17 protein-coding genes are annotated in these 20740 nt (G+C 57.6%); 13 read left to right on the plus strand and 4 right to left on the minus strand.

Going from position 1 to position 20740, the window contains the following annotated elements; translation table 11 throughout:
* The first annotated feature begins 209 nt into the window (after positions 1–209).
* The 7 genes from FE795_RS08615 to FE795_RS08645 all read left to right on the plus strand — a co-directional run bounded on the left by FE795_RS08615 (position 210) and on the right by FE795_RS08645 (position 9068).
* On the plus strand, positions 210–1328 hold the full coding sequence (locus FE795_RS08615; protein WP_131071781.1) for a metallophosphoesterase family protein: 1119 nt from the start codon (positions 210–212) through the stop codon (positions 1326–1328).
* Complete coding sequence (locus tag FE795_RS08620) at positions 1318–3939, plus strand: AAA family ATPase (RefSeq protein ID WP_131071782.1); 2622 nt, start codon at positions 1318–1320, stop codon at positions 3937–3939. The genes FE795_RS08615 and FE795_RS08620 overlap by 11 nt, the downstream gene beginning before the upstream one ends.
* 29 nt (positions 3940–3968) lie before the next feature.
* Positions 3969–4706 carry a ribonuclease PH gene (rph, locus tag FE795_RS08625; protein ID WP_059317637.1) on the plus strand — a complete coding sequence of 246 codons (738 nt, stop codon included), beginning with the start codon at positions 3969–3971 and terminating at the stop codon, positions 4704–4706.
* A 153-nt stretch (positions 4707–4859) separates the two neighbouring features.
* The gene (rdgB, locus tag FE795_RS08630) at positions 4860–5471 is read left to right on the plus strand and encodes an RdgB/HAM1 family non-canonical purine NTP pyrophosphatase (RefSeq protein WP_131071783.1); all 612 of its coding nucleotides are present in this window, start codon (positions 4860–4862) and stop codon (positions 5469–5471) included.
* Positions 5472–5475: 4 nt separating this feature from the next.
* On the plus strand, positions 5476–6690 hold the full coding sequence (hemW, locus tag FE795_RS08635; RefSeq protein ID WP_165477567.1) for a radical SAM family heme chaperone HemW: 1215 nt from the start codon (positions 5476–5478) through the stop codon (positions 6688–6690).
* A 226-nt stretch (positions 6691–6916) separates the two neighbouring features.
* The gene (gene glnA, locus FE795_RS08640) at positions 6917–8329 is read left to right on the plus strand and encodes a type I glutamate--ammonia ligase (RefSeq protein WP_059317635.1); all 1413 of its coding nucleotides are present in this window, start codon (positions 6917–6919) and stop codon (positions 8327–8329) included.
* Between the two features lie 229 nt (positions 8330–8558).
* A complete protein-coding gene (locus tag FE795_RS08645) occupies positions 8559–9068 on the plus strand; it encodes a GNAT family N-acetyltransferase (protein ID WP_219236084.1) in 510 nt (169 codons plus the stop codon).
* Between the two features lie 80 nt (positions 9069–9148).
* On the opposite strand, the gene FE795_RS08650 is transcribed toward FE795_RS08645, so the two are convergent.
* The 3 genes from FE795_RS08650 to FE795_RS08660 all read right to left on the minus strand — a co-directional run bounded on the left by FE795_RS08650 (position 9149) and on the right by FE795_RS08660 (position 12736).
* Positions 9149–9937, minus strand: coding sequence for an ABC transporter ATP-binding protein (locus tag FE795_RS08650; RefSeq protein WP_131071785.1), 789 nt, complete (start codon positions 9935–9937; stop codon positions 9149–9151).
* Positions 9934–11598, minus strand: a complete 1665-nt coding sequence (locus FE795_RS08655; RefSeq protein WP_131071786.1) for an ABC transporter permease — start codon at positions 11596–11598, stop codon at positions 9934–9936. Before FE795_RS08655 ends, FE795_RS08650 begins: the two co-directional genes overlap by 4 nt.
* Before the next feature lie 94 nt (positions 11599–11692).
* Positions 11693–12736, minus strand: coding sequence for a Fe(3+) ABC transporter substrate-binding protein (locus FE795_RS08660; protein WP_003800067.1), 1044 nt, complete (start codon positions 12734–12736; stop codon positions 11693–11695).
* A gap of 299 nt (positions 12737–13035) precedes the next feature.
* On the opposite strand from FE795_RS08660, the gene FE795_RS08665 reads away from it, so the two are divergent.
* The 6 genes from FE795_RS08665 (at position 13036) to FE795_RS08690 (ending at position 19571) form a co-directional block, all read left to right on the plus strand.
* Complete coding sequence (locus tag FE795_RS08665; RefSeq protein WP_131071787.1) at positions 13036–13812, plus strand: ferredoxin--NADP reductase; 777 nt, start codon at positions 13036–13038, stop codon at positions 13810–13812.
* 73 nt (positions 13813–13885) lie between these two features.
* Entirely contained in the window at positions 13886–14272 is a 387-nt protein-coding gene (locus FE795_RS08670) for a Rid family detoxifying hydrolase (protein ID WP_003800063.1), read from the plus strand.
* Positions 14273–14284: 12 nt separating this feature from the next.
* Positions 14285–16366, plus strand: a complete 2082-nt coding sequence (gene recG, locus FE795_RS08675) for an ATP-dependent DNA helicase RecG (RefSeq protein WP_219236085.1) — start codon at positions 14285–14287, stop codon at positions 16364–16366.
* A gap of 159 nt (positions 16367–16525) precedes the next feature.
* The gene (locus FE795_RS08680) at positions 16526–17491 is read left to right on the plus strand and encodes a LysR substrate-binding domain-containing protein (protein ID WP_003800059.1); all 966 of its coding nucleotides are present in this window, start codon (positions 16526–16528) and stop codon (positions 17489–17491) included.
* 332 nt (positions 17492–17823) lie between these two features.
* The gene (locus tag FE795_RS08685) at positions 17824–18291 is read left to right on the plus strand and encodes a Dps family protein (protein WP_039943084.1); all 468 of its coding nucleotides are present in this window, start codon (positions 17824–17826) and stop codon (positions 18289–18291) included.
* A gap of 155 nt (positions 18292–18446) precedes the next feature.
* Complete coding sequence (locus FE795_RS08690) at positions 18447–19571, plus strand: branched-chain amino acid ABC transporter substrate-binding protein (protein ID WP_003800055.1); 1125 nt, start codon at positions 18447–18449, stop codon at positions 19569–19571.
* A gap of 75 nt (positions 19572–19646) precedes the next feature.
* On the opposite strand, the gene FE795_RS08695 is transcribed toward FE795_RS08690, so the two are convergent.
* Complete coding sequence (locus FE795_RS08695) at positions 19647–20732, minus strand: sn-glycerol-3-phosphate import ATP-binding protein UgpC (RefSeq protein WP_003800053.1); 1086 nt, start codon at positions 20730–20732, stop codon at positions 19647–19649.
* Positions 20733–20740: the final 8 nt, after the last annotated feature.

Here is a 20740-nt window from a genome sequence, read left to right on the forward strand (position 1 = left end):
GCAAAGGCAGGGCAGGGAAGCAGGGTGGTGACCGTTTTTTACCGCCTGTCTGCCCCACGGAGCCTTCCCTCCCTGAGGTGTGGCCGTCCCAGATAGGGGCCTGGGTTTTGGGCGTAACCGCCGAATTGCTCCTGCATGACTAGCGCTCCTACCAAGAGGGCGGCAGTTCACCGGTGCAACACGGAGGCTCTTTTTTAAGGCAAGCTGTCATGCTACGAATCTTGCATACCGCCGATTGGCAAATCGGGCGCCAATACGCGCGCTTTGAGCTGGAGGACGCGGCTGCCCTGGCTGAGGCGCGTTTCAAGGCTATCGAGAAGCTGGCCGCGCTGGCCACCGAGCATCGCGTGAACCTGCTGATGGTGGCGGGTGATGTGTTCGACTCCCAGACCTTGAGCGATCGCAATCTGCGCCGCAGCTTCAATGCCATGGCCGGATTCAAAGGGCCGTGGCTTTTGCTGCCTGGTAATCATGATGCGGCTCTGAGCGAAAGTGTCTGGACACGGGCCCGGCGCCTGAACTGCATTCCCGATCATGTGCATGTGCTCGATGCGCCCGAGCTGTTTCTGTTGGACTCCCTCAAGGTCGCCGTCCTGCCGGCCCCCCTGACTCAGCGCCAGACCTACCAGGATTTGAGCGACTGGTTCGATCAGGCGGAAAGCCCGGCCGGTTACTGGCGCCTGGGTCTGGCGCACGGCAGTGTCAGCGGCGTGTTGGAACATCTGGACAGCCATAACCTGATTGACCAAAACCGCGTGCAACGCGCCAAGCTGGATTATCTGGCACTGGGCGACTGGCACGGCACGGTCAAAGTCAACGAGCGCTGTTACTACAGCGGTACGCCCGAGCCGGATCGCTTTCGGGATAATGACTCAGGCCAGGCCTTGCTGGTGGACATCAGCGAACCGGGCGCCACGCCCGTCGTTCAAGCCTTGCCGGTTGCGCAGCACCTGTGGCGCAGCATTCAATACCATCTGAATGACGACACGGATCTGGACCTGCTGGAGCGGGAGCTCAATGCGTTGGCCGATCAAAGCGTGGTGGAGCTGGAACTATCGGGCCAGTTGAGCCTGAGTGGTTTTGAGCGGCTGGAGAGTCTTCTGGGACAGTCCCAGGCCCGGTGCCGCGCCTGGGACTGCCAGCGCGAGGCCTTGCGGCTGGCGCCTTCCGAAGAAGACCTGGATGCCTTGCAAGCGGATGGCTATCTGCAGGCCGCATTGAACCAATTGCAGGCGCTGCGTCACGGCAGCCAGCAGCAGGCTGCCGAGGATGCCTTGCTGATTCTGGCCAGTCTGCTGCGCGACAAGGAAGGTGGTCATGCACATTAAGTCTTTACGTGTTGAACAATTCAAACGTTTTCGCCAGCCTGTATCACTGGACAAGCTGGAACCGGGCCTGAATATCATCAGCGCGCCGAACGAAGCGGGTAAAAGCACCTTGGCCGAAGCCCTGCGTACGGTGTTTTTCGAGCGTTATGGCACCGGTAGCCTGACAAAAATCCTGCCCTGGGGCGATTCATCGGCCGCGCCAGAAATCGAATTGGATTTCAGTCTGAACGGCCAGGAGATGCGCCTGAGCAAGCGTTTCCTGAAGCGCAAACGCTGCGATTTATACATAGGCAATCACCATCTGGATAATGATGAGGCCGAGCAGTACTTGGCCCAGCAAATGGGGTTTGAGTATGCCGCCAAAGGCAGTAGTCAGCCCCGTAACTGGGGTGTGCCGGGCCTTTTGTGGATTGAGCAAGGGCAAGGCCAGGACCTGCGTAGCTCGGTCGAGCACGCCAGCGGCACCCTGCAGCAGGCGTTGGGTAGCGAAATTGCCGATCTGACTAGTGCAGACGGGGATTATCTGATCGAACAGGCCCAGCAACAGCTGGACCAATATGTGACCCAGGCTCAAGGACAGCCTCGTGGCGTCTGGTTGGCAGCGCAGAAGGAAGCCAAGGAGCTGGAAGACCAGTTGCAGAGCCAGCAATCCGCCTTGCAGCAATATCAGCAATGGGTGGACGAACTGGCGCAGGCCCGCAAGCACATTGCCCACGCCGAAGCGAAGCGCCCTTGGGAACAACTGCGTGAGCAGGCCAAACAGGTACAGGTTCAGTTGCTTCAAGCCCGCCAATTGCAGGAGCGAGCCAAAGAGTTGCAACAAACCCTGACCATGCTGGCGGAGCGTGAAAAGCTCTATCAACAAGCCGGGGAACGCGACCAGGAGTGGGCCAGCCAACGTAGTCAGCGTGCTGAGCAGGTGAAATCCCTGCGTGCCAAGCTGGAGCTGGAACAGAGCCTGCTCAGCAGCCTGAGCCAGCGCCTGCAGCAGGCGCGCAGCCATAAAGACGCCAGTCTGCAGGAGCAGGAACGCGCCCGTACCTGGCAACAATGGTTTCAAGATCAAGCCAGCTTTGACAGCACACAGCAGCAGCTGCAGCAGATGCAAGGGCAGCTGGAGGAACTGGGTAAGCTGGAAGCCCAACTGGCGCAATGCGGTGCCGCCTTGGTGCAGCTGAAAATCGCCGACGAGGCCCTGGAGCAATTGCGTCAGCAGCACCAGCTCATTCAACGCTTGCAACACCAGCTGGAGACGATTTCCACCGAAGTGCAGATCGAACTGCAAGACGGAGCCAGTCTGGTGCTGGATGGCGAATCCATTCAAGGCCGACACCGCGCTCACCTGAGCGTCAGCACCCTGATTGAACTGCCCGGAATGGGCCAGCTACGCATCATTCCCGGTGGTCGAGACCTGGGTAAAGTGCAACAGCAGTTGGCGAAAACTCAGCAAGAATACGCACAGGCACTTGGACAGTTGGGCGGAAGAAGCCTGGAAGAACTGGAACGCCGCCGCGAGCAATATCGGGAACAAGAACAACAGGACCGACTGTTACGCAGTTCCATGAAAGCGCTGGCTCCGCAAGGAAAAGCACATTTGCAAGGTCTGGTTCAGGCAGCCCAACAGCGCCTCGCACCGCTGCGTCCACAAGGCGAAGCGATTGAGGCGTCGGAATTGAGCCGTATCGTCCAAGCTGCCACTTTGGCTGAGCAGCAGTACCGGGCGCTCGAAAGTGAGTGGCATGATGCCCGCGAGGCCGTTGCCCGCACTCAGGCCCGTCTGGAACAGGCCCAGGCCGAAGCCAATAGTCTGGAACAGCAATGGGCGGACCCGCAACGCCAGCGGGCGCAGCAGGAGCGCGAACAGCAGTGGGGACAGTTGCGCCTGCAACGCGATCAACTGCTGGCCGATCAGAAAGCCTTGGACGCTGAACTTGCCTCCCTGCCGTTGGCCGTGTTGGAACAAGACTTGCAGCGGCTGGAGCGCAGCGCCCAGCAGCAGGAGCAGAGCTACAACGAGGCCTGCCTGGCTGCCCAGCTTGTGCAAACCAAGCTGGAAACGCACGGCGCCCAAGGTCTGGAAGAACAAATCGATCAGACCGTGCTGCGACTGAACGACTGTCGGCGCCGCTGCACAGCGTACGAACGCCGCGTGCAAGCGCTACGGCTGTTGCTATCTGTACTGCGTGAACAGCGCAGCGCCTTGACCCAGCAACTGCACGAACCCTTGCAAAAGCACATCAACCACTATCTACGCCTGCTGCTGGGCAAAGCACGCGTCGAGCTGGACGAGCACCTGGCTCCACGCTGGCTGCAGCGCGACAGTGGGCAAGGCCTGGCCGACGATATTGATGGCCTGAGCTTTGGCGCACGCGAGCAAATCGGCCTGATTGCCCGTCTGGCCTATGCGGATTTGCTGCAACAGGCAGGCCGTCCTACCTTGCTGATTCTGGATGACGTGCTGGTCCACAGTGACAACGATCGCCTGGGAGCCATGAAGCGCATTATTCACGACGCTGCCCAGCGCCATCAGATCCTGCTTTTCACCTGCCAGGCCGACAAGTGGATGGACATGGGAGTGGCGCTACGGCCCGTGCCGCAAGGCGTACAATAGATGTTTTCAATTTTGTACGGAGCCTAGCCTTGTCTGAAAACGCTACGATTGCACGCCCCTCGGGTCGATCTGCCACACAATGCCGTCCTGTCGAACTGGTGACTGGTTTCACTCGTCACGCCGAAGGTTCGGTGCTGATCCGCTTGGGCGAGACCCATGTTCTGTGCAATGCCAGCGTGCTCGACAAAGTGCCTCCCTTTCTGAAAGGCAAGGAGCAGGGCTGGGTAACCGCGGAATACGGCATGCTGCCACGCTCCACCCACACCCGTTCCGACCGGGAGGCGGCCCGTGGCAAGCAAAATGGCCGCACCCAGGAAATTCAGCGCCTGATTGGCCGCAGCCTGCGCGCCGTTTTTGATCTGAAGGCCTTGGGCGAGCGCACCATCCATATTGACTGCGACGTGCTGCAAGCCGACGGCGGAACCCGCTGCGCGAGCATCACCGGTGCCTGGGTTGCCGCCAGTCTGGCGGTACGCAACCTGCAAGAGCAGGGCAAACTGCAAGCCTCGCCCATTCTGGATCAATTGGCGGCCGTTTCGGTCGGTGTATTCGAATCCCACCCCGTGCTGGATCTGGACTATCTGGAAGACTCCGCCTGCGGCGTGGATATGAATATCGTCATGACAGGCAGCGGCAATCTGGTGGAAGTGCAGGGCACCGCTGAAGGCCAAACTTTTGCGCGCCCCACCTTGAACCGCTTGCTGGATCTGGCCGAGCAGGGCATTGCCGAGCTGATGCAAGCCCAGAAACAGGCCTTGCAGGGCTGATCACGATGAAACGGGTCTGTCCTGCTCCCTGCGCGACACCGCCAGGCAGCGGGGCAAGCTCCTATTGGAACGCCGTGCCAGGCAGTGTGTGCCGCGTGGCACGGCGCTTTGTCCTTTTTACTGAACAGGGCGCTTTGCCGCCTGTTGCCACTTATGAACACTACATCCAAGCGTGTTGTCCTGGCCTCCAACAATGCCGGCAAGCTCAAGGAGTTTTCCGCCATCCTGGCCCAGGCCGGTATCAGCATGATTCCGCAAGGCCAATTGAACATTCCCGAGGCCGAGGAGCCCTTTGCCACTTTTATCGAGAATGCGCTGGCCAAGGCCCGTCATGCCAGCCAGTTAAGCGGTTTGCCCGCCTTGGCCGACGACTCCGGCCTGTGCGTGCGCGCCTTGGACGAAGCCCCCGGCGTGTACTCCGCCCGATTTGCCGCTCGCGAGCTGGGTGGTGAGAAGTCCGACTCTGCCAATAACGCCTTGCTGGTCCAGCGTCTGCAAGGACAAAGCGACCGCCGCGCCTGTTATGTGGCCGTTCTGGTGTATGTGCGCCATGCTCAGGACCCACGGCCCATCGTGATTGAAGGGGTCTGGGAAGGAGAGATTCAGGATCAGCCCGCCGGCGAGCACGGCTTTGGCTATGACCCGCACTTTTATCTTCCCGAACTTGGGCAAACCGCTGCACAGCTCGCGCCCGAGGTGAAAAACCAATATAGCCATCGGGCGCAGGCCATGCGAGCGTTGCTGCATCGTCTGGCGGCCGAGTAAAGACATGAGCGTTTTTTCTCCCGAAGTACGAATCCGGCCCGGCTCGGGGCCGGCGACTCTCTTGCCCAGCCTGCCTCCCTTATCGGTCTATGTGCATGTGCCCTGGTGTGTCCGCAAGTGCCCGTACTGTGACTTCAACTCACACGAAGCACCGGCGCAGTTGCCCGAAAACGAGTACCTGGACGCCTTGCAAGCCGACCTGGAGCAAACCTTGCCCCTGGTCTGGGGCCGACAGGTCATTTCCGTCTTTATCGGCGGCGGCACACCCAGTCTTTTATCGGCCCAGGCGCTGGACCGCATGTTGGCCATGCTGCGCGCTCATCTGAACCTGCTGCCCGATGCTGAAATTACGCTGGAAGCCAATCCCGGCGCTTCGGAAGCCTCGCGTTTCATGGACTATGCGCACAGTGGCGTAAACCGTATCTCTCTGGGCATCCAAAGCTTTAACGATCAGGCCCTGAAAGCGCTCGGACGCATTCACGATAGTCAGCAAGCACGCCAGGCCATCGAGGCCGCCCTGAAAGCGGTAGACCGCGTGAACCTGGACGTGATGTACGCCTTGCCTGGGCAAACACCCGCCCAGTCCGAACACGACATCTTGCAAGCCATGTCTTACGAAACGGAGCATTTGTCGCTGTATCACTTGACGCTGGAACCCAATACCGTCTTTGCCAAATATCCGCCTGCCTTGCCTGATGACGATGACAGCGCGGCCATGCAGGACAGGCTGATCGAGTTGACGGCCAGTCGCGGCTGGGAGCAGTATGAAATATCCGCCTACAGCAAGCGGGGTGGTCACAGCCGCCATAATCTGAATTACTGGGAGTTTGGCGACTACATCGGTATCGGTCCCGGTGCGCATGGCAAATTGTCCTTTCACGATCGTATTATTCGTACCGCCACGACCCGCAGCCCAGCCCAGTGGATGCAGACCGCCGTCAAACGGGATGGCAGCCACTATGCGCACAATGCGCGTGTGTCCCCTCAGGACCTGCCCTTTGAGTTCATGCTGAACGCGTTGCGTCTGAAAGCCGGGGTGCCGTCCCAATACTTTCAGGAGCGCACGGGCGTGCCACTGGCACAGATCCTGCCCACCATCAGGCGCAATATTGAAAAAGGTTTGCTGGCTGCCGATCCGCTGCGTATTCGAACTACGGATTTAGGCTGGCGCTTTCTAAATGACTTACAGGAAGCATTCCTTCCTGATGCAGGTTCCTGACATTTAATTGTTTATTTAAGACATTTTTTATTGTGCATCTGCACAATTGCTCTACAATTAATTTCTGGTAAGTCCTATGCCATAACTACTTTATCGAAATCGGCCTGTTTGGATCAATTCAGATCTGATCCCGGTAAACGTAATTAAGACCTGCCGTAGTGGGTTACACAATGATCCGCGCCACTCCTCCTCACTTTTTGTTAACGTCATTGACGCTGGAGTAACCATGTCCACCCCCGAAGATGTTCTGAAGATCATCGCCGAACGCGAAATCACGTTTGTCGATTTCCGCTTTACCGATACCCTGGGCCGTGAGCACCACTTGACCACCCCCGCACACGCGGTGGACGAGGATCGCTTTGAGTCCGGCGTCGCGTTTGACGGCTCTTCCTTGCCTGGTTGGAAAGGAATTGAAGCCTCGGACATGTTGCTCATCCCGGACGCCAAAACCGCGCGTATGGACCCGTTCCGTGAAGAGCCCACCCTGATTCTGACCTGCGATGTGGTCGAACCGTCCGACCTGAAAGGGTATGACCGCGATCCCCGTTCGCTGGCCAAGCGTGCCGAAGCCTACCTGCGCTCCAGCGGCCTGGGCGATACCGCGTACTTTGGTCCCGAGCCAGAATTCTTCGTGTTCGATGGGATTACCTGGAACGACGACATGTCGGGCAGCTTCGTGAAGATTCGCTCCGAAGAAGCCCCTTGGTCGCGCGGCCTGGAACTCAATGGCAACAACCTGGGTCACCGCCCAGGGGTCAAAGGCGGTTACGTTCCTGTGTCACCCACAGACTCTTTTGCCGATCTGCGCGCAGAAATGTGTCTGTTGATGGAGCAGCAGGGCGTTCCTGTTGAAATCCATCACCACGAAGTGGCGGCTCCCGGTCAGCTGGAAATCGGCACGCGTTTCTCGACCCTGGTCGAGCGCGCAGACTGGAATCAGATCATGAAGTACACCATCCATAACGTGGCTCACGTATATGGAAAAACGGCAACCTTCATGCCCAAGCCTGTCGTGGGCGACAACGGTTCGGGCATGCACGTTCACCAGTCCATCTGGAAAGATGGCCAGAACTTGTTTGCAGGTAATGAATACGCCGGGCTGTCCGAGTTTGCCTTGTTCTACATTGGCGGCATCATCAAGCACGCTCGCGCTCTGAACGCCATCACCAACCCCACGACCAACTCCTACAAGCGTCTGGTTCCGCACTTTGAAGCACCGGTCAAACTGGCGTACTCCGCCCGTAACCGTTCGGCCTCGATCCGCATTCCTTACGTCAGCAACCCCAAGGCTCGTCGTGTGGAAGCACGTTTCCCCGACCCAATGGCCAACCCTTATCTGGCTTTCTCGGCCTTGATGATGGCCGGTCTGGACGGTGTGCAAAACAAGATCCATCCTGGCGATCCTGCCGACAAGAACTTGTACGATCTGCCTCCTGAAGAAGATGCAAAGATCCCAACCGTGTGCGCTTCTCTGGAACAGGCCATCGAGTCTCTGGACAAGGATCGCGAGTTCCTGACCCGGGGCGGTGTGTTCAGCAACGAAATGCTGGATGCCTTCATCGAGCTGAAACAAGCCGAAATCACCCGTTTGCGCATGGTGCCGCATCCGGTCGAATTCGACATGTACTACAGCCTGTAAGATCGCGGGCGCTGGCTTGTGCCAGTGCGGTCAAAAAGAGCGGCCTTCAGGCCGCTCTTTTTATGGACACGGCAAACACAGAAACGGTGACACTGAACAATCCACAGCCTCAGTAGCCGCGCTGTTCAAGCCGCCCGGAGCCTCTGGGCTCTGGCAGTTTATGCTTGCGACTCGTGCTCAGACCTTTACCCTACGCAGTCACGCAAACCCTATTGATATGGAAGTAAAGATGGCTCTGGATTTTCAATGGAAACGACTGGATGATCTCTCCTCTCGGGAGATGTACGCCCTCATCCAGGTTCGCGAAGCCGTGTTTGTGGTGGAGCAGCAGTGCGCCTATCAGGAAGCAGACGGTCTGGATCTGACTGCCTGGCACTTGTCGGTGTTCAAGGATGGAGAGCTGGCGGCCTATGCCCGCGTTGTCGAGCCGGGACTGAAGTATGCCGAACCGTCCATTGGCCGCGTCCTGACTGTGGCCAAGTTTCGCAGTTTGAAGATCGGTTATGCCCTAGTGGCTGAGGCTATACGATTTACGCATGCTCAGTATCCTGGCGAGGATATTCGCATTGGCGCACAGGCTCATTTGCAGAAGTTCTACGGGTCTTTAGGGTTTGAACCCGTCGGTGAAATCTACGACGAAGATGGCATTGCTCATATTGACATGGTCAAGCCAGCGACTCCCGCCGATGGCAGTATGGATGCTCATCAAGACCACCCGGCTAGGCGTTTAGGTTTGTAGCAATCCAGCGTGCAACGCCCACAGACAAAAAAGGGCACCCTGTGCGGTCAGGGCCGCGGCGCGGGAGAACGCGACCCCAGTCACAGCTCCACGGGCTCCCCACGTAAAAAGGCCTGGGCACGCTGCGCCATAATGGCCTCCCGCCGGATGAAGTCCGCGACAAAGTCATTCACGGGATGATGATGCAGGCTGTAGGGCGTATCCCATTGGATAATCTTGCCCGCCTGCATCACGCCGATGCGGTCAGCAATCGCGAAGGCCTCTGCCTGATTATGCGTCACCAATATTGCCGTGATGCCGGCCTTTTTTAAAATCTCGCGCACCTCAAAGGCCAGCCGCTCACGGGTATCCACATCCAGATTGGAAAACGGCTCGTCAAGCAATAATAAGGACGGCTTGGGAGCCAGCGCTCGCGCCAGAGCAACACGCTGTTGCTGACCACCGGACAATTCATGCGGATAGCGCTGTGCCAAGCGGGACAGATCCACCAACTCTAACATGTCGTGTACCCGCTCTTGTCGTTCGTTCCGGCCCCATTTGCGCAGGCCAAACGCCACATTCTTCTCTACGGTCAGATGAGGGAAAAGCGCGTAATCCTGAAACATCATGCCGACATGCCGGTCTTCCGGTGGAACCTGTTGAGAAACAGCGGATAGCACACGGCCATTGAGCAAAATATGCCCGGCGCGCAAAGGCTCAAAGCCGGCGATCGCACGCAGAACCGTGGTCTTGCCACAGCCGGACGCGCCAAGCAAACAGCCAATTTCCCCTTGTGGCAGGTGCAAACTGAGTTGGTCGACGACCGGCCGAAATCCCTCGGACGTATCGTAGGACAGGGTAATAGCCTGTAAATCCAGAAAATCATTCATGATGCGCGTGGGCCAGAGGCCATCAATTGAGTACGAGCCAATAAAATAACGGGGATCAAACCGGCCAGCACAATGGCCAGAGCCGCCACCGCGCCTTCCTCATAGGTTCCCCGCGCCGCTTCCGCATACAACCAGGTTGCCAGGGTCTCGAAATTCATCGGACGCAGCAGCAAGGTAGCCGGAAGCTCCTTCATGGCATCCACAAAAATCAGCAGGGCAGCAGCACCCATGGCCGGGCGCAGCAAAGGCAAATGCACGCGCTTGAGCGTGCCGGCCGGCGTTTCACCCAATAGGCGGGAGGCCTGCTCCAAGGAAGCGGGAATACGAGCCAGGCCAGCCTCGATGCCGCCAATCGAGATCGCCAGAAAGCGCAAGGTATACGCGAGCACCAAGGCCAGAGTAGAGCCCATCAAGAGCAGTCCGCTTGACGAAATGCCCAACCAGGACAGGAGCTGGTTGTAAAAAGAATCGAACATCACCAGGGGAGTCAACAGACCAATCGCCAACACCGTCCCGGGAATGGCGTAGCCCAGACTGCTGACACCGGCCAGAAAACGGGCTAGACGAGGCTTGCGTCCCGAACTGACGGCGCGGGCAGCCCAGGCAACCACCAGACCACAGAACAGAGTCGCAAGCGTAGCCAGGGCAGCGATATACAGGGTGTTCCAGGCACTGTTGAGCAGTTGCGCCGAGATGCCGCCGGTTTGCGTCACATGTTTGATTGTCTCGTTAAGCAGATACAGGGAAGGAGCCACAAACCCTACCAGCACGGGGGCCGCACCCAAGGCAATCGCGATGCAGGCCGCCGAGCCTTTCAACCGAGTGGGTCGGATAGGCTCGGAGCGTTGATTACTGGAATACGCCTGGCGACGACGGCCATAACGCTCAATGCTGATCAAGGCCGCCACCAGACAGAGCATGGAAACAGCGATTTGAGCGGCACCTGCCAGATCAGAACGGGTCACCCAGGTGGTGTAGATCGATACCGTCAAGGTCTGCACACCCAGAAACTCGGAAGCGCCGATATCATTCAAGGTTTCCAGCAAGGCCAGACTGACGCCCACAGCAATCGCGGGGCGGGCCATCGGCAGCACAACCCGGAAAAAGACACTGCGTCCGGACTCCCCCATAATGCGTGCCGCTTCGAGCAGACTGGCCGACTGAGTGGCAAACATGGCTCGTGTACTCAGGTAAACATAAGGATAGAGCACCGAGCCCAGCAGAAAAATAGCCCCGCCCAGGGAGCGCAGGTCCGGCAGACGAAATTCACGCGGGCTGCTGTAACCCAGCACATAGCGTATGGCTGATTGAATCGGCCCGATCGGATGCAGCAAGTCCAGATAAGCAAAGGCCACGATATAGGTCGGGACCGCCAAAGGCAGCAGCAACGCCCATTGCAGAACCCGCCTACCTGGAAACTCGTAGGCGGTAATCAGCCAGGCAGCGCCCACCCCTAAACAGCTGACCACCACTCCCACCCCCAGGAGCAGCAATAAGGTATTGCTCATGGCGTGGGGCAACACGAACTGGAACAGGTGCGACCAGTGCTCGGTCGAGCCGCCTAAGGCGTGGGTCAGCAGGGTAATCACAGGCGCAGCCACAATCAGGGCAATCACAGCAGCGGCCAGGGACCAAAGGGGCAGACGACGAAAAAAGGGCATTATGAAAGGCTAGGTGTTACAGGCGCTTCAATGCGCGACGACCGCCGCTCTGATTTCTCAAAGCTGGCGGTCGTAGAAAAAGAGTAGGGCGATTTTAGTTGTCGAAGCCAACTTTATCCACCAACTCGCTGGCTTGCTTGCGATGCTTGGCGATTTCAGTCAGCGGCAAGGGATCGACCTTCAAGGGCCCAAAGCTGGCCACGACCGGGTCCAGTTCAACACCGGCGCGCACGGGGTATTCGTAATTGGCCTTGGCATACAGGCTCTGCGCTTTCTCGGAAACCAGGTATTCCAGCAATTTGACGGCATTGTCCTTGTTGGGAGCATGCTTAGCCACCGCCGCACCGGAAATGTTCACGTGCGTGCCGCCACTTTTGGTATCCGCGAAGGTGGGACGCACCACATTAATGGCTTCCCCCCATTTGTAGGCGTCGCTACCTGGCTCGGCATTTTTCATGCGGCCCACGTAGTAGGCATTGGCGATACCGATATCACAAATCCCGCCCAGAATGTCGCGGGCAACGTCACGGTCCCCTCCGGCGGCTTTGCGACCCAGATTGTCCTTGACGCCACGCAACCATTTTTCCGTTGCTTCGGCCCCATCATGAGCAATCATGGCGGCGACCAAGGCCGTGTTGTAAGGGTGTTGGCCCGAACGGATGCACACTTTGCCTTTCCACTTGGGGTCGGCGAAATCTTCGTAGTGAATGCTTTTCACATCCACGTCCTTGGCAACATAAGCGACGCGATCACGCAAGGACAGGGAATACCATTGTTTGTCCGCGCCGCGCAGATTGGCGGGAATGGCACTGTCCAGGGCTGCGGATTCCACCGGCTGGGTAATACCCGCTTCGACCAGATCCAGCAGATTGCCAATGTCTACCGTCATCAGAATGTCGGCAGGGGATTTGTCACCTTCTGTCTTGACACGCTCGATCAGGCCATCTTTCACAAACACGGTATTGACCTTCACACCCGTGTCTTTGCTAAAGGTTTCCAACAGAGGAGTAATCAGTCCGGGTTCGCGGGTGGTGTAGAGATTGACTTCGCCAGAAGCAAAAGCCGCCATCGACACAGTACCCATCGCGGACAGAAGCAGGGCTTGGGTCAGGGCACGACTACGAAGAGTAAAGCGCATCATCAACACTCCAGAAACAGGCGCAGTTAGCTTAAAGCCGGAAAATGTGAATGATTATCAAACGTATGCAGGAAGTAGGCAAGAATTATTTGGGCAGTCAGTACGCAAAACAGTCAAATCTGCGGTTCAGCAGCCCGCCCGGAGAGCGACAATTCCTCGTCTGAAAACTTAATGGTTTGTCCTGATTGCGATCAAATCGCATTGATGTTCGAGCATGGATTTACCTGCTGAACTCGGTACAATGGGCAGATATTTGCTTACTGATCCGGGCTTTGTGGCCCCTTTACACGATAACTACCATGGCAGCTTTCAATACCGAACAAGTGCTTAGCGTCCACCACTGGAACGACACCTTGTTCTCCTTTACCACTACCCGCGACGCCGCCCTGCGATTTCATAACGGGCACTTTGTCATGATCGGTCTGGAAGTCGATGGCAAGCCGCTGATGCGTGCTTACAGTATCGCCAGCGCCAATTACGAAGAGAACCTGGAGTTTCTCAGTATCAAGGTGCCGGACGGCCCATTAACCTCGCGCCTGCAGCACCTGAAAGAAGGCGACACCATTTTGGTCAGCCGCAAGCCTGTGGGCACGCTGGTCATCGACGACCTGCGGGCCGGGCGCAATCTGTTCCTGTTTGGCACGGGCACCGGTCTGGCTCCTTTCATGAGCATCATTAAAGATCCGGACACGTATGAGCGCTTTGAGAAAGTGATCCTGGTACACGGTGTTCGCTATGTGAGCGAATTGGCCTACTCGGATTTCATCCAGCACGAGCTGCCCCAAAACGAGTACTTTGGCGAGATGGTGCGTGAAAAGCTGCTGTATTACCCCACGGTTACGCGCGAGGCGTTCCGCAATACGGGCCGCATCACGGAACTGATCGAAACCGGCAAGCTGTGCCAGGATTTGGGCATTGCCCCGTTGGACCCTGCTCAGGATCGCGCCATGCTGTGCGGCAGCCCCGCCATGTTGGCCGACATCAGCGCCATGCTCGATGAGCGCGGCTTTGAAGTATCGCCTGGTGTTGGACAGCCCGGCGACTACGTGATTGAACGCGCCTTCGTGGAAAAATAATCACGCCAAGATCTGTTAATTTTAGCTATAGGCGCTTAAACTCTGATAGTACAACACTCATCAGAGGTTTCTTATGACTAAGCAAGTTGTCTTCACCGACGCCGCTCCGGCTGCCGTAGGCCCTTATTCTCAGGCCATCATTGCATCGGGCGGCAAGACCGTGTTTCTGTCTGGCCAAATCGGTTTGGAGCCGGCCACCGGCGAACTGGTATCTGAAAATTTTGAAGGTCAGGTACGTCAGGCATTCGCCAATCTGGAAGCCGTGGTCAAAGAAGCTGGCGCCAGCCTGACCGACATCGTCAAACTGACGCTGTTTCTGACAGACCTGTCCCGCTTTGCCAGCGCCAATGCCATCATGGCCGAACTGATTCCGCAGCCTTTCCCCGCACGCTCGACCATCGGTGTGGCCAGCCTGCCCAAAGGCGCTCAGTTCGAGGTCGAGGCAATCCTCAATTTCTAAAGACGTATTGCCATGACCGCAGGTCGGCCTGCGCCTCAGGCCAAACGGACTGCGCCCCGTAAAGCGCTCAGTCTGGACCAGAAATTTGAAAAGCTCGGTCTGCGAGAGCCTGCCGACTTCGTGGTCCATCTGCCTTTGCGCTACGAGGACGAAACCCAGGTCGAGCCTATTGCCCATCTTTACCCCGGCAAGATGGCGCAGATCGAAGGACGTATTCTCAGCACAGATGTCCAGGCTCGGCCTCGGGCGCAACTGCATGCCCGTATTGCCGATGAAAGTGGCGAGCTGGCCTTGCGCTGGCTGCATTTCTATCCCAGCCAGCTCAAACAACTGCAAAGCGATTTGCCCTTGCGGGTGCGTGGCGAGGTGCGCCAGGGCTTTCATGGCCTGGAAATGGTGCATCCCAAAGTCACCAAAGCCGGCCAACCCCTGGCGCGCGCACTAACGCCTGTTTATCCCACCACGGACGGCTTGAGTCAGACCCAACTGCGCAAAGCCATTGCCGATGCGCTCAATACCGCGGACCTGCGCGACACGCTTCCCGAGCAAGTCCGTGCCGAATATGGCCTGATGCCGTTTAACGAGGCCATCCGGCTCTTGCATTACCCGCCGCCAGAGCTCAGCTACGACGAATTGTTCGAGCAGGGCCATCCCGCCTGGAGCCGCATCAAGTTTGATGAGCTGTTGGCTCAGCAGCTCTCCTTGGCGCAAGCTCGCGCGGCCCGTCAGGCTCAACGCGCCAGGCCGATGCGTGAAGCCAAGAGCGATTTGCTCCAATCCTTGCTGGCCTCCTTGCCGTTTAGCCTGACGGCAGCTCAGCAGCGCTGCGTTAAAGAGATCAGTGCGGACCTGAAGCGCTCCTATCCCATGCACCGGCTTTTGCAAGGCGACGTGGGTAGCGGAAAAACCATTGTCTCGGCTATTGCTGCGGTGCAGGCCATTGCCAGCGGTTTCCAGGTAGCCCTGATGGCACCCACAGAGATCCTGGCCGAGCAGCACTATCTGAAAATGCGTACGTGGCTGGAACCGCTGGGCGTGGAACTAGCCTGGTTAAGCGGCAGTTTGGGCGTGAAGGCCAAACGCCTTGCGTATGATGCCATTCGTTCTGGGCAAGCCCGTCTGGCGATCGGCACTCAGGCCCTGATTCAGGACAATGTTCAGTTTCATAAGCTGGGGCTGGTGATCCTGGACGAGCAGCACCGCTTTGGAGTGGGCCAGCGTCTGGAGCTGAACCGCAAGGGCGATGCACAGGACAACAAAGGCCAAGCCTATTTGCCCCACCAACTCAATATGAGTGCGACCCCTATCCCGCGCACGCTGGCCATGGCGTTTTTTGCGGATCTGGATGTGTCCGCGATTGACGAGTTGCCGCCCGGGCGCAGTCCCATCATCACAAAACTGGCGGCGGACAATCGTCGTGATGAGATCATGGCCCGCGTGCGAGCCGAAGTTGCTCAGGGACGACAAGCTTATTGGGTTTGTCCCCTGGTCGAGGAAAGCGAGGCCCTGCAGTTACAAACCGCTGTCGACACCCATGCGGCGCTGGAACAAGCACTGGCTCCTTTGCGGATCGGCCTGATTCATGGCCGTTTGTCCTCGGCAGAAAAAGCGGAGGTCATGGAAGCCTTTCGCAGCGGAAATCTGGACGTGCTGGTCGCCACGACCGTCATCGAAGTGGGGGTGGATGTCCCTAACGCTTCTTTGATGATTATTGAGCATGCCGAGCGTTTCGGTCTGGCTCAACTGCACCAGCTGCGCGGTCGGGTAGGGCGCGGGCAGATCCAGTCCGTTTGTGTGCTGCTGTACCAGGCACCGCTCTCGGCAGTGGCCCGCTTGCGCTTGCGGGCCATGTATGAAACCACGGATGGCTTTGAGATCGCCCGCCGCGACCTGGAACAACGCGGCCCTGGCGAGTTTATGGGCATGCGCCAGTCCGGACAGGCCGGCCTGCGTTTTGCCAGTTTGCAGTCTGATGAGGACCTGATCGAACAGGCCCAACACTTGGCCAGCTCCTTTCGACGTGATTATCCAGACCACGCTCACCAGCATTTGCAGCGCTGGATGAAGGGACGGGAAGAGTTACTGCGTAGTTGACCATGAGCCTGCCTACAAGCTTCACCGTTTACGGCGTGCTAAGCCAGGCAGGATGGATATGGCGCCATAGGCGCCCCTGTATTGTGGTGAAGATGCTCAGCCTGTCCGGCCAGCGCTCTTTACCCAAGGTCTTAATGCTGTTTTGCACAAGGAATTGTCATGACATTGACCGAGCTGAAGTACATCGTTGCCGTGGCACGCGAACGCCATTTTGGGCGTGCCGCCGAAGCCTGCTTTGTGAGCCAGCCCACCTTATCGGTGGCCATCAAGAAGCTGGAAGACGAATTAGGCGTGGTCATCTTCGAGCGTGGCGGGCCCGAAGTGGCGATTACCCCGATCGGGCTGCGTATTGTTACCCAGGCACAGAAGGTGCTGGAAGAGGGGGCCAATTTGCGCGAAATTGCCCGACAGGGCCATGATCCCCTGGCCGGTCCATTGCGCGTGGGCATTATCTACACCGTAGCGCCGTATCTGCTGCCAAAGCTGGTTCCCAAGCAGATCGAACTGACTCCGCAAATGCCGCTGTTATTGCAGGAAAATTTTACGGTGCGCCTGCTGGAGCTGCTGCGTCAAGGTGAGATTGATTGTGCAATTGTGGCCCTGCCTTTGCCCGAGACAGGTCTGGTCATCCGCGAGCTGTATGACGAACCCTTTGTGGTGGCTATGCCGCATGATCATGCTTGGGCCAAGCGTAAGGAAATCGACCCCGAGCAACTGAAAGACCAAACCATGTTGCTGCTGGGCGCCGGCCACTGCTTTCGCGACCAGGTGCTGGATGTCTGCCCCGAGCTATCCCGTTTTTCGGCCTCCAGTGAAGGGATACAGCGCACCTTTGAAGGATCGTCGCTGGAAACCATCCGACATATGGTCGCCACCGGGATCGGTTTGACGGTCCTGCCTGCCAGTTCACTGACGGCCCCCGGACAGGCTAACGAACTGCTGGCCTACGTTCCCTTCAAAAAACCCATTCCAGATCGGCGCATTGCCTTGGTCTGGCGCAAAAGTTTTCCACGTCTCTCGGCCATTGATGCGCTGACCCGTGGGATCATGGAAAGCGGGTTAGCTGGTGTGAACTACTTAAAAGTCGAATACAACAGCAATTTCCCGTATCCTGAACTAGCGTAAGCCGCGCAGCCACTGCGTGTTATTCTGCTTCAGTATTTATTTAGCCCTCTGTTTAACAGGAGTCCACTATGGCAAAAGCCGTGAAAGCAGTGAGTAAAACCGCCAAGGTCAACAAGGCCGAAGAAGCCCCGAACACTGATACCAAGGTCGCAGTTGCAGCCGATGCAAAGGCTGAAGCAAAACCGGCCCCCGCCAAGAAAGTGACTGCTAAAAAGGCCGTCGCCAAAAAGCCTGCTACAGCGGCGGCCAAACCCGCCGCCGCCCGTAAACCGGCGGCTGCAAAACCGGCCGCCACCAAACCTGCTGCCCCCGCGACGTCCACCAGCAGCGCGCTGAAGATTGATATCGGCATTTCCACGGCAGATCGTGCTGCGGTGGTCAATGAGCTGTCCAAGGTGCTGGCCGACTCTTATACCGTCTACCTGATGACACACAACTTCCACTGGAACGTCACTGGCCCCATGTTCAAGACTCTGCACGAGCTGTTCATGACCCAGTACACGGAACTGTGGCAGGCTCTGGACGACATCGCTGAGCGTATCCGCGCGTTGGGTCATTACGCGCCAGGCACCTACGCCGAATTCCAGAAGCTCTCCTCGATTACGCAGCCCACTTCCGTGCCGGATGCCACCACCATGATCGAATTGCTGGTCAAGGGTAACGAAGCGCTGGCTCGTACCGCCCGTACGGCTTTTGATCGCGCCGACTCTGCCGACGACCAGCCCACGGCTGATTTGTTGACCCAGCGTCTGGACGTGCACGAGAAAAACGCCTGGATGCTGCGCAGTTTGCTGCAGTAATTCGTTCGTTGTCGCTGTCCAAGCGCAAGAAAAAGGGCCGCCGCAAGGTGGCCCTTCTTTTTTCCACTATAGAAAACCCTGAATTGGGTCGCAAGGCAGGCATAAAGCCTCGTTATCGGTGTATGCTTTCCTGCATATTCACGGAGGTGTTTTCTATGAAAATTCGTTTCACTCCTGTTGCAGCGGCCATGAGCCTGGCAACGGGTCTGCTCTTGTCCGGTGCTGCTCACGCTGACAATATCCGTATCGCGCTGGCGGGCCCTTTTACAGGCTCGGTCACCCAATACGGCGATATGGTCAAACAAGGTGTCGACACAGCCATCGAACAGATCAATGCCAGCGGTGGCGTTCTGGGCAAACAGCTCGAACTGGTCACTGTTGACGACGCCTGCGAACCCAAGCAAGGGCCTGTCGCCGCTAACCGTATCGTGAATGACAAGATCCATTATGTTGTCGGCCACGTGTGTTCGGGTGCGACCATCGCGGCCACGGACATTTACAACAACGAAGGCGTATTGATGGTCACCCCATCGGCTACGGCTCCTGCGGTCACCGATGGCAAAGGCTATGAAATGATCCTGCGCACCATCGGTCGCGATGATCAGCAAGGTCCGGCTGCTGCCAAGTTCATTCTGGAACAGATCAAACCCACCAAAGTAGCGGTGCTGCACGACAAGCAGTCCTACGGTCAGGGTATTGCCGCCTCGGTCCGCTCTGAACTGCAAAAAGCCGGTACGGACGTGGTCCTGTTCGAAGGGATCAATGCGGGCGACAGTGATTACTCGGCTGTAATCACCAAACTGAAATCCACGGGTGTGGACTTCGTGTACTTTGGCGGCTATCACCCCGAAATGGGGCTGTTGCTGCGTCAGGCAGCTGAGCAAGGCGTGAAAGTTCATTTCATGGGCCCAGAAGGGGTAGGCAACCCCGATATCAACGCCATTGCCGGCAAGGCCGTGGAAGGTATGCTGCTGACCTTGCCTGCGGACTTCTCGCAAGATCCCGACAACCAGGCCATCGTACAAGCCTTCAAGGACAAGAAGCGCGATCCTAGCGGTGCGTTCCAGTTGTCCGCCTATGCTGCCACCTTGGCTATTGCCGAAGGCATCAAGGGCGCTGGCGCTGACGACCCCGTCAAGGTGGCAGAGTACCTGCATGCCAACAGTGTGAAAACACCTATCGGTCTTATCAGCTGGAACAAGCAGGGCGACCTGAACGACTTCAAATTTGATGTGTTCAGCTGGCACGCAGACGGTAGCAAATCGGTCTACGGCAAGTAATCTCTGATACTTGTGTGCAAAAAAAACCGACCTTCGGGTCGGTTTTTTTTATTAGGGTTTTGCGCTCAAGCCCATTCAGGCATCAATACGCAACCCCGTCTCGCGATCGAACCAGTGCAAAGGGTGGGGGGGCATGTGACCAATCTGGATGGCCTCCCCAATTTGAATCGGATACTCGCGCGTTTGTTCAATCGGACAGCGCACAATAATGCGGTAGTCGCCACAACCCAGATGCAAGAGCTGCTCGGAGCCCAGAACTTCGACCATTTCAACTTGCGTCGTCACACCCGGCACATGCAGCCTGATGTGTTCAGGGCGAATGCCCAAAAACACCTTGCGGCCTCGGACGGAGGCAGGCACCATCTCAGGGCCAAACTGCACAGACTGGCCATTGTCCTGCAGAATCTGACCTTGCTCGCTCACTTGCACCGGTAACAGGTTCATGGGCGGCGAGCCAATAAACGTGGCCACAAACACCGAGGCCGGTTTTTCAAACACCTCGACCGGAGTGCCGATCTGCTCGGGCATGCCCTGGTTCATCACAATCATGCGCTCAGCCAAGGTCATGGCCTCAATCTGATCGTGCGTCACATACAGACTGGTGGTTTTCAGGCGACGATGCAGTTTCTGAATTTCCAGGCGCATCTGGACTCGCAGCTTGGCATCCAGGTTTGACAACGGCTCATCAAACAGAAACACCTTGGGCTCACGCACAATCGCACGACCCATCGCCACCCGTTGGCGCTGACCACCGGATAGCTGGCCGGGACGCCGCTCAAGCAGCGCACCCAACTCCAGAATGGCCGCCGCCGCATTGACCCGTTGCTTGATCTCGTCCTTGGAGAATTTCCGGATCTTCAGACCATAGGCCATATTGTCAAAGACCGACATATGAGGGTAGAGGGCGTAGTTCTGAAACACCATGGCGATGTCGCGTTCAGCCGGTTCCAGATCATTGACTACTTTACCGTCAATCAGAACCTGGCCCGCCGTAACGGATTCCAGGCCTGCCACCATACGCATCAAGGTCGATTTCCCGCAGCCGGAAGGGCCCACAATGACCACGAACTCGCCATCGTTCACGTCCACATCAATGCCGTGAATAACGACCGTCCCGTTCGGGTAGGTTTTCTTGACGCCTTCAAATCGTAAGCTAGCCATTCAATAGA

The organism is Alcaligenes ammonioxydans (assembly GCF_019343455.1).
GTDB lineage: Bacteria > Pseudomonadota > Gammaproteobacteria > Burkholderiales > Burkholderiaceae_B > Alcaligenes > Alcaligenes ammonioxydans.

Coding starts and splice junctions, on each gene's coding strand:
- glnA (WP_059317635.1), top strand. CDS start 6,917: ATGTCCACCCCCGAAGATGTTCTGAAGATCATCGCCGAACGCGAAATC.
- FE795_RS08620 (WP_131071782.1), top strand. CDS start 1,318: ATGCACATTAAGTCTTTACGTGTTGAACAATTCAAACGTTTTCGCCAG.
- FE795_RS08645 (WP_219236084.1), top strand. CDS start 8,559: ATGGCTCTGGATTTTCAATGGAAACGACTGGATGATCTCTCCTCTCGG.
- FE795_RS08690 (WP_003800055.1), top strand. CDS start 18,447: ATGAAAATTCGTTTCACTCCTGTTGCAGCGGCCATGAGCCTGGCAACG.
- FE795_RS08660 (WP_003800067.1), bottom strand. CDS start 12,736: ATGCGCTTTACTCTTCGTAGTCGTGCCCTGACCCAAGCCCTGCTTCTG.
- FE795_RS08695 (WP_003800053.1), bottom strand. CDS start 20,732: ATGGCTAGCTTACGATTTGAAGGCGTCAAGAAAACCTACCCGAACGGG.
- FE795_RS08650 (WP_131071785.1), bottom strand. CDS start 9,937: ATGAATGATTTTCTGGATTTACAGGCTATTACCCTGTCCTACGATACG.
- recG (WP_219236085.1), top strand. CDS start 14,285: ATGACCGCAGGTCGGCCTGCGCCTCAGGCCAAACGGACTGCGCCCCGT.
- hemW (WP_165477567.1), top strand. CDS start 5,476: ATGAGCGTTTTTTCTCCCGAAGTACGAATCCGGCCCGGCTCGGGGCCG.
- FE795_RS08655 (WP_131071786.1), bottom strand. CDS start 11,598: ATGCCCTTTTTTCGTCGTCTGCCCCTTTGGTCCCTGGCCGCTGCTGTG.
- FE795_RS08615 (WP_131071781.1), top strand. CDS start 210: ATGCTACGAATCTTGCATACCGCCGATTGGCAAATCGGGCGCCAATAC.
- FE795_RS08665 (WP_131071787.1), top strand. CDS start 13,036: ATGGCAGCTTTCAATACCGAACAAGTGCTTAGCGTCCACCACTGGAAC.
- rdgB (WP_131071783.1), top strand. CDS start 4,860: ATGAACACTACATCCAAGCGTGTTGTCCTGGCCTCCAACAATGCCGGC.
- FE795_RS08670 (WP_003800063.1), top strand. CDS start 13,886: ATGACTAAGCAAGTTGTCTTCACCGACGCCGCTCCGGCTGCCGTAGGC.
- FE795_RS08680 (WP_003800059.1), top strand. CDS start 16,526: ATGACATTGACCGAGCTGAAGTACATCGTTGCCGTGGCACGCGAACGC.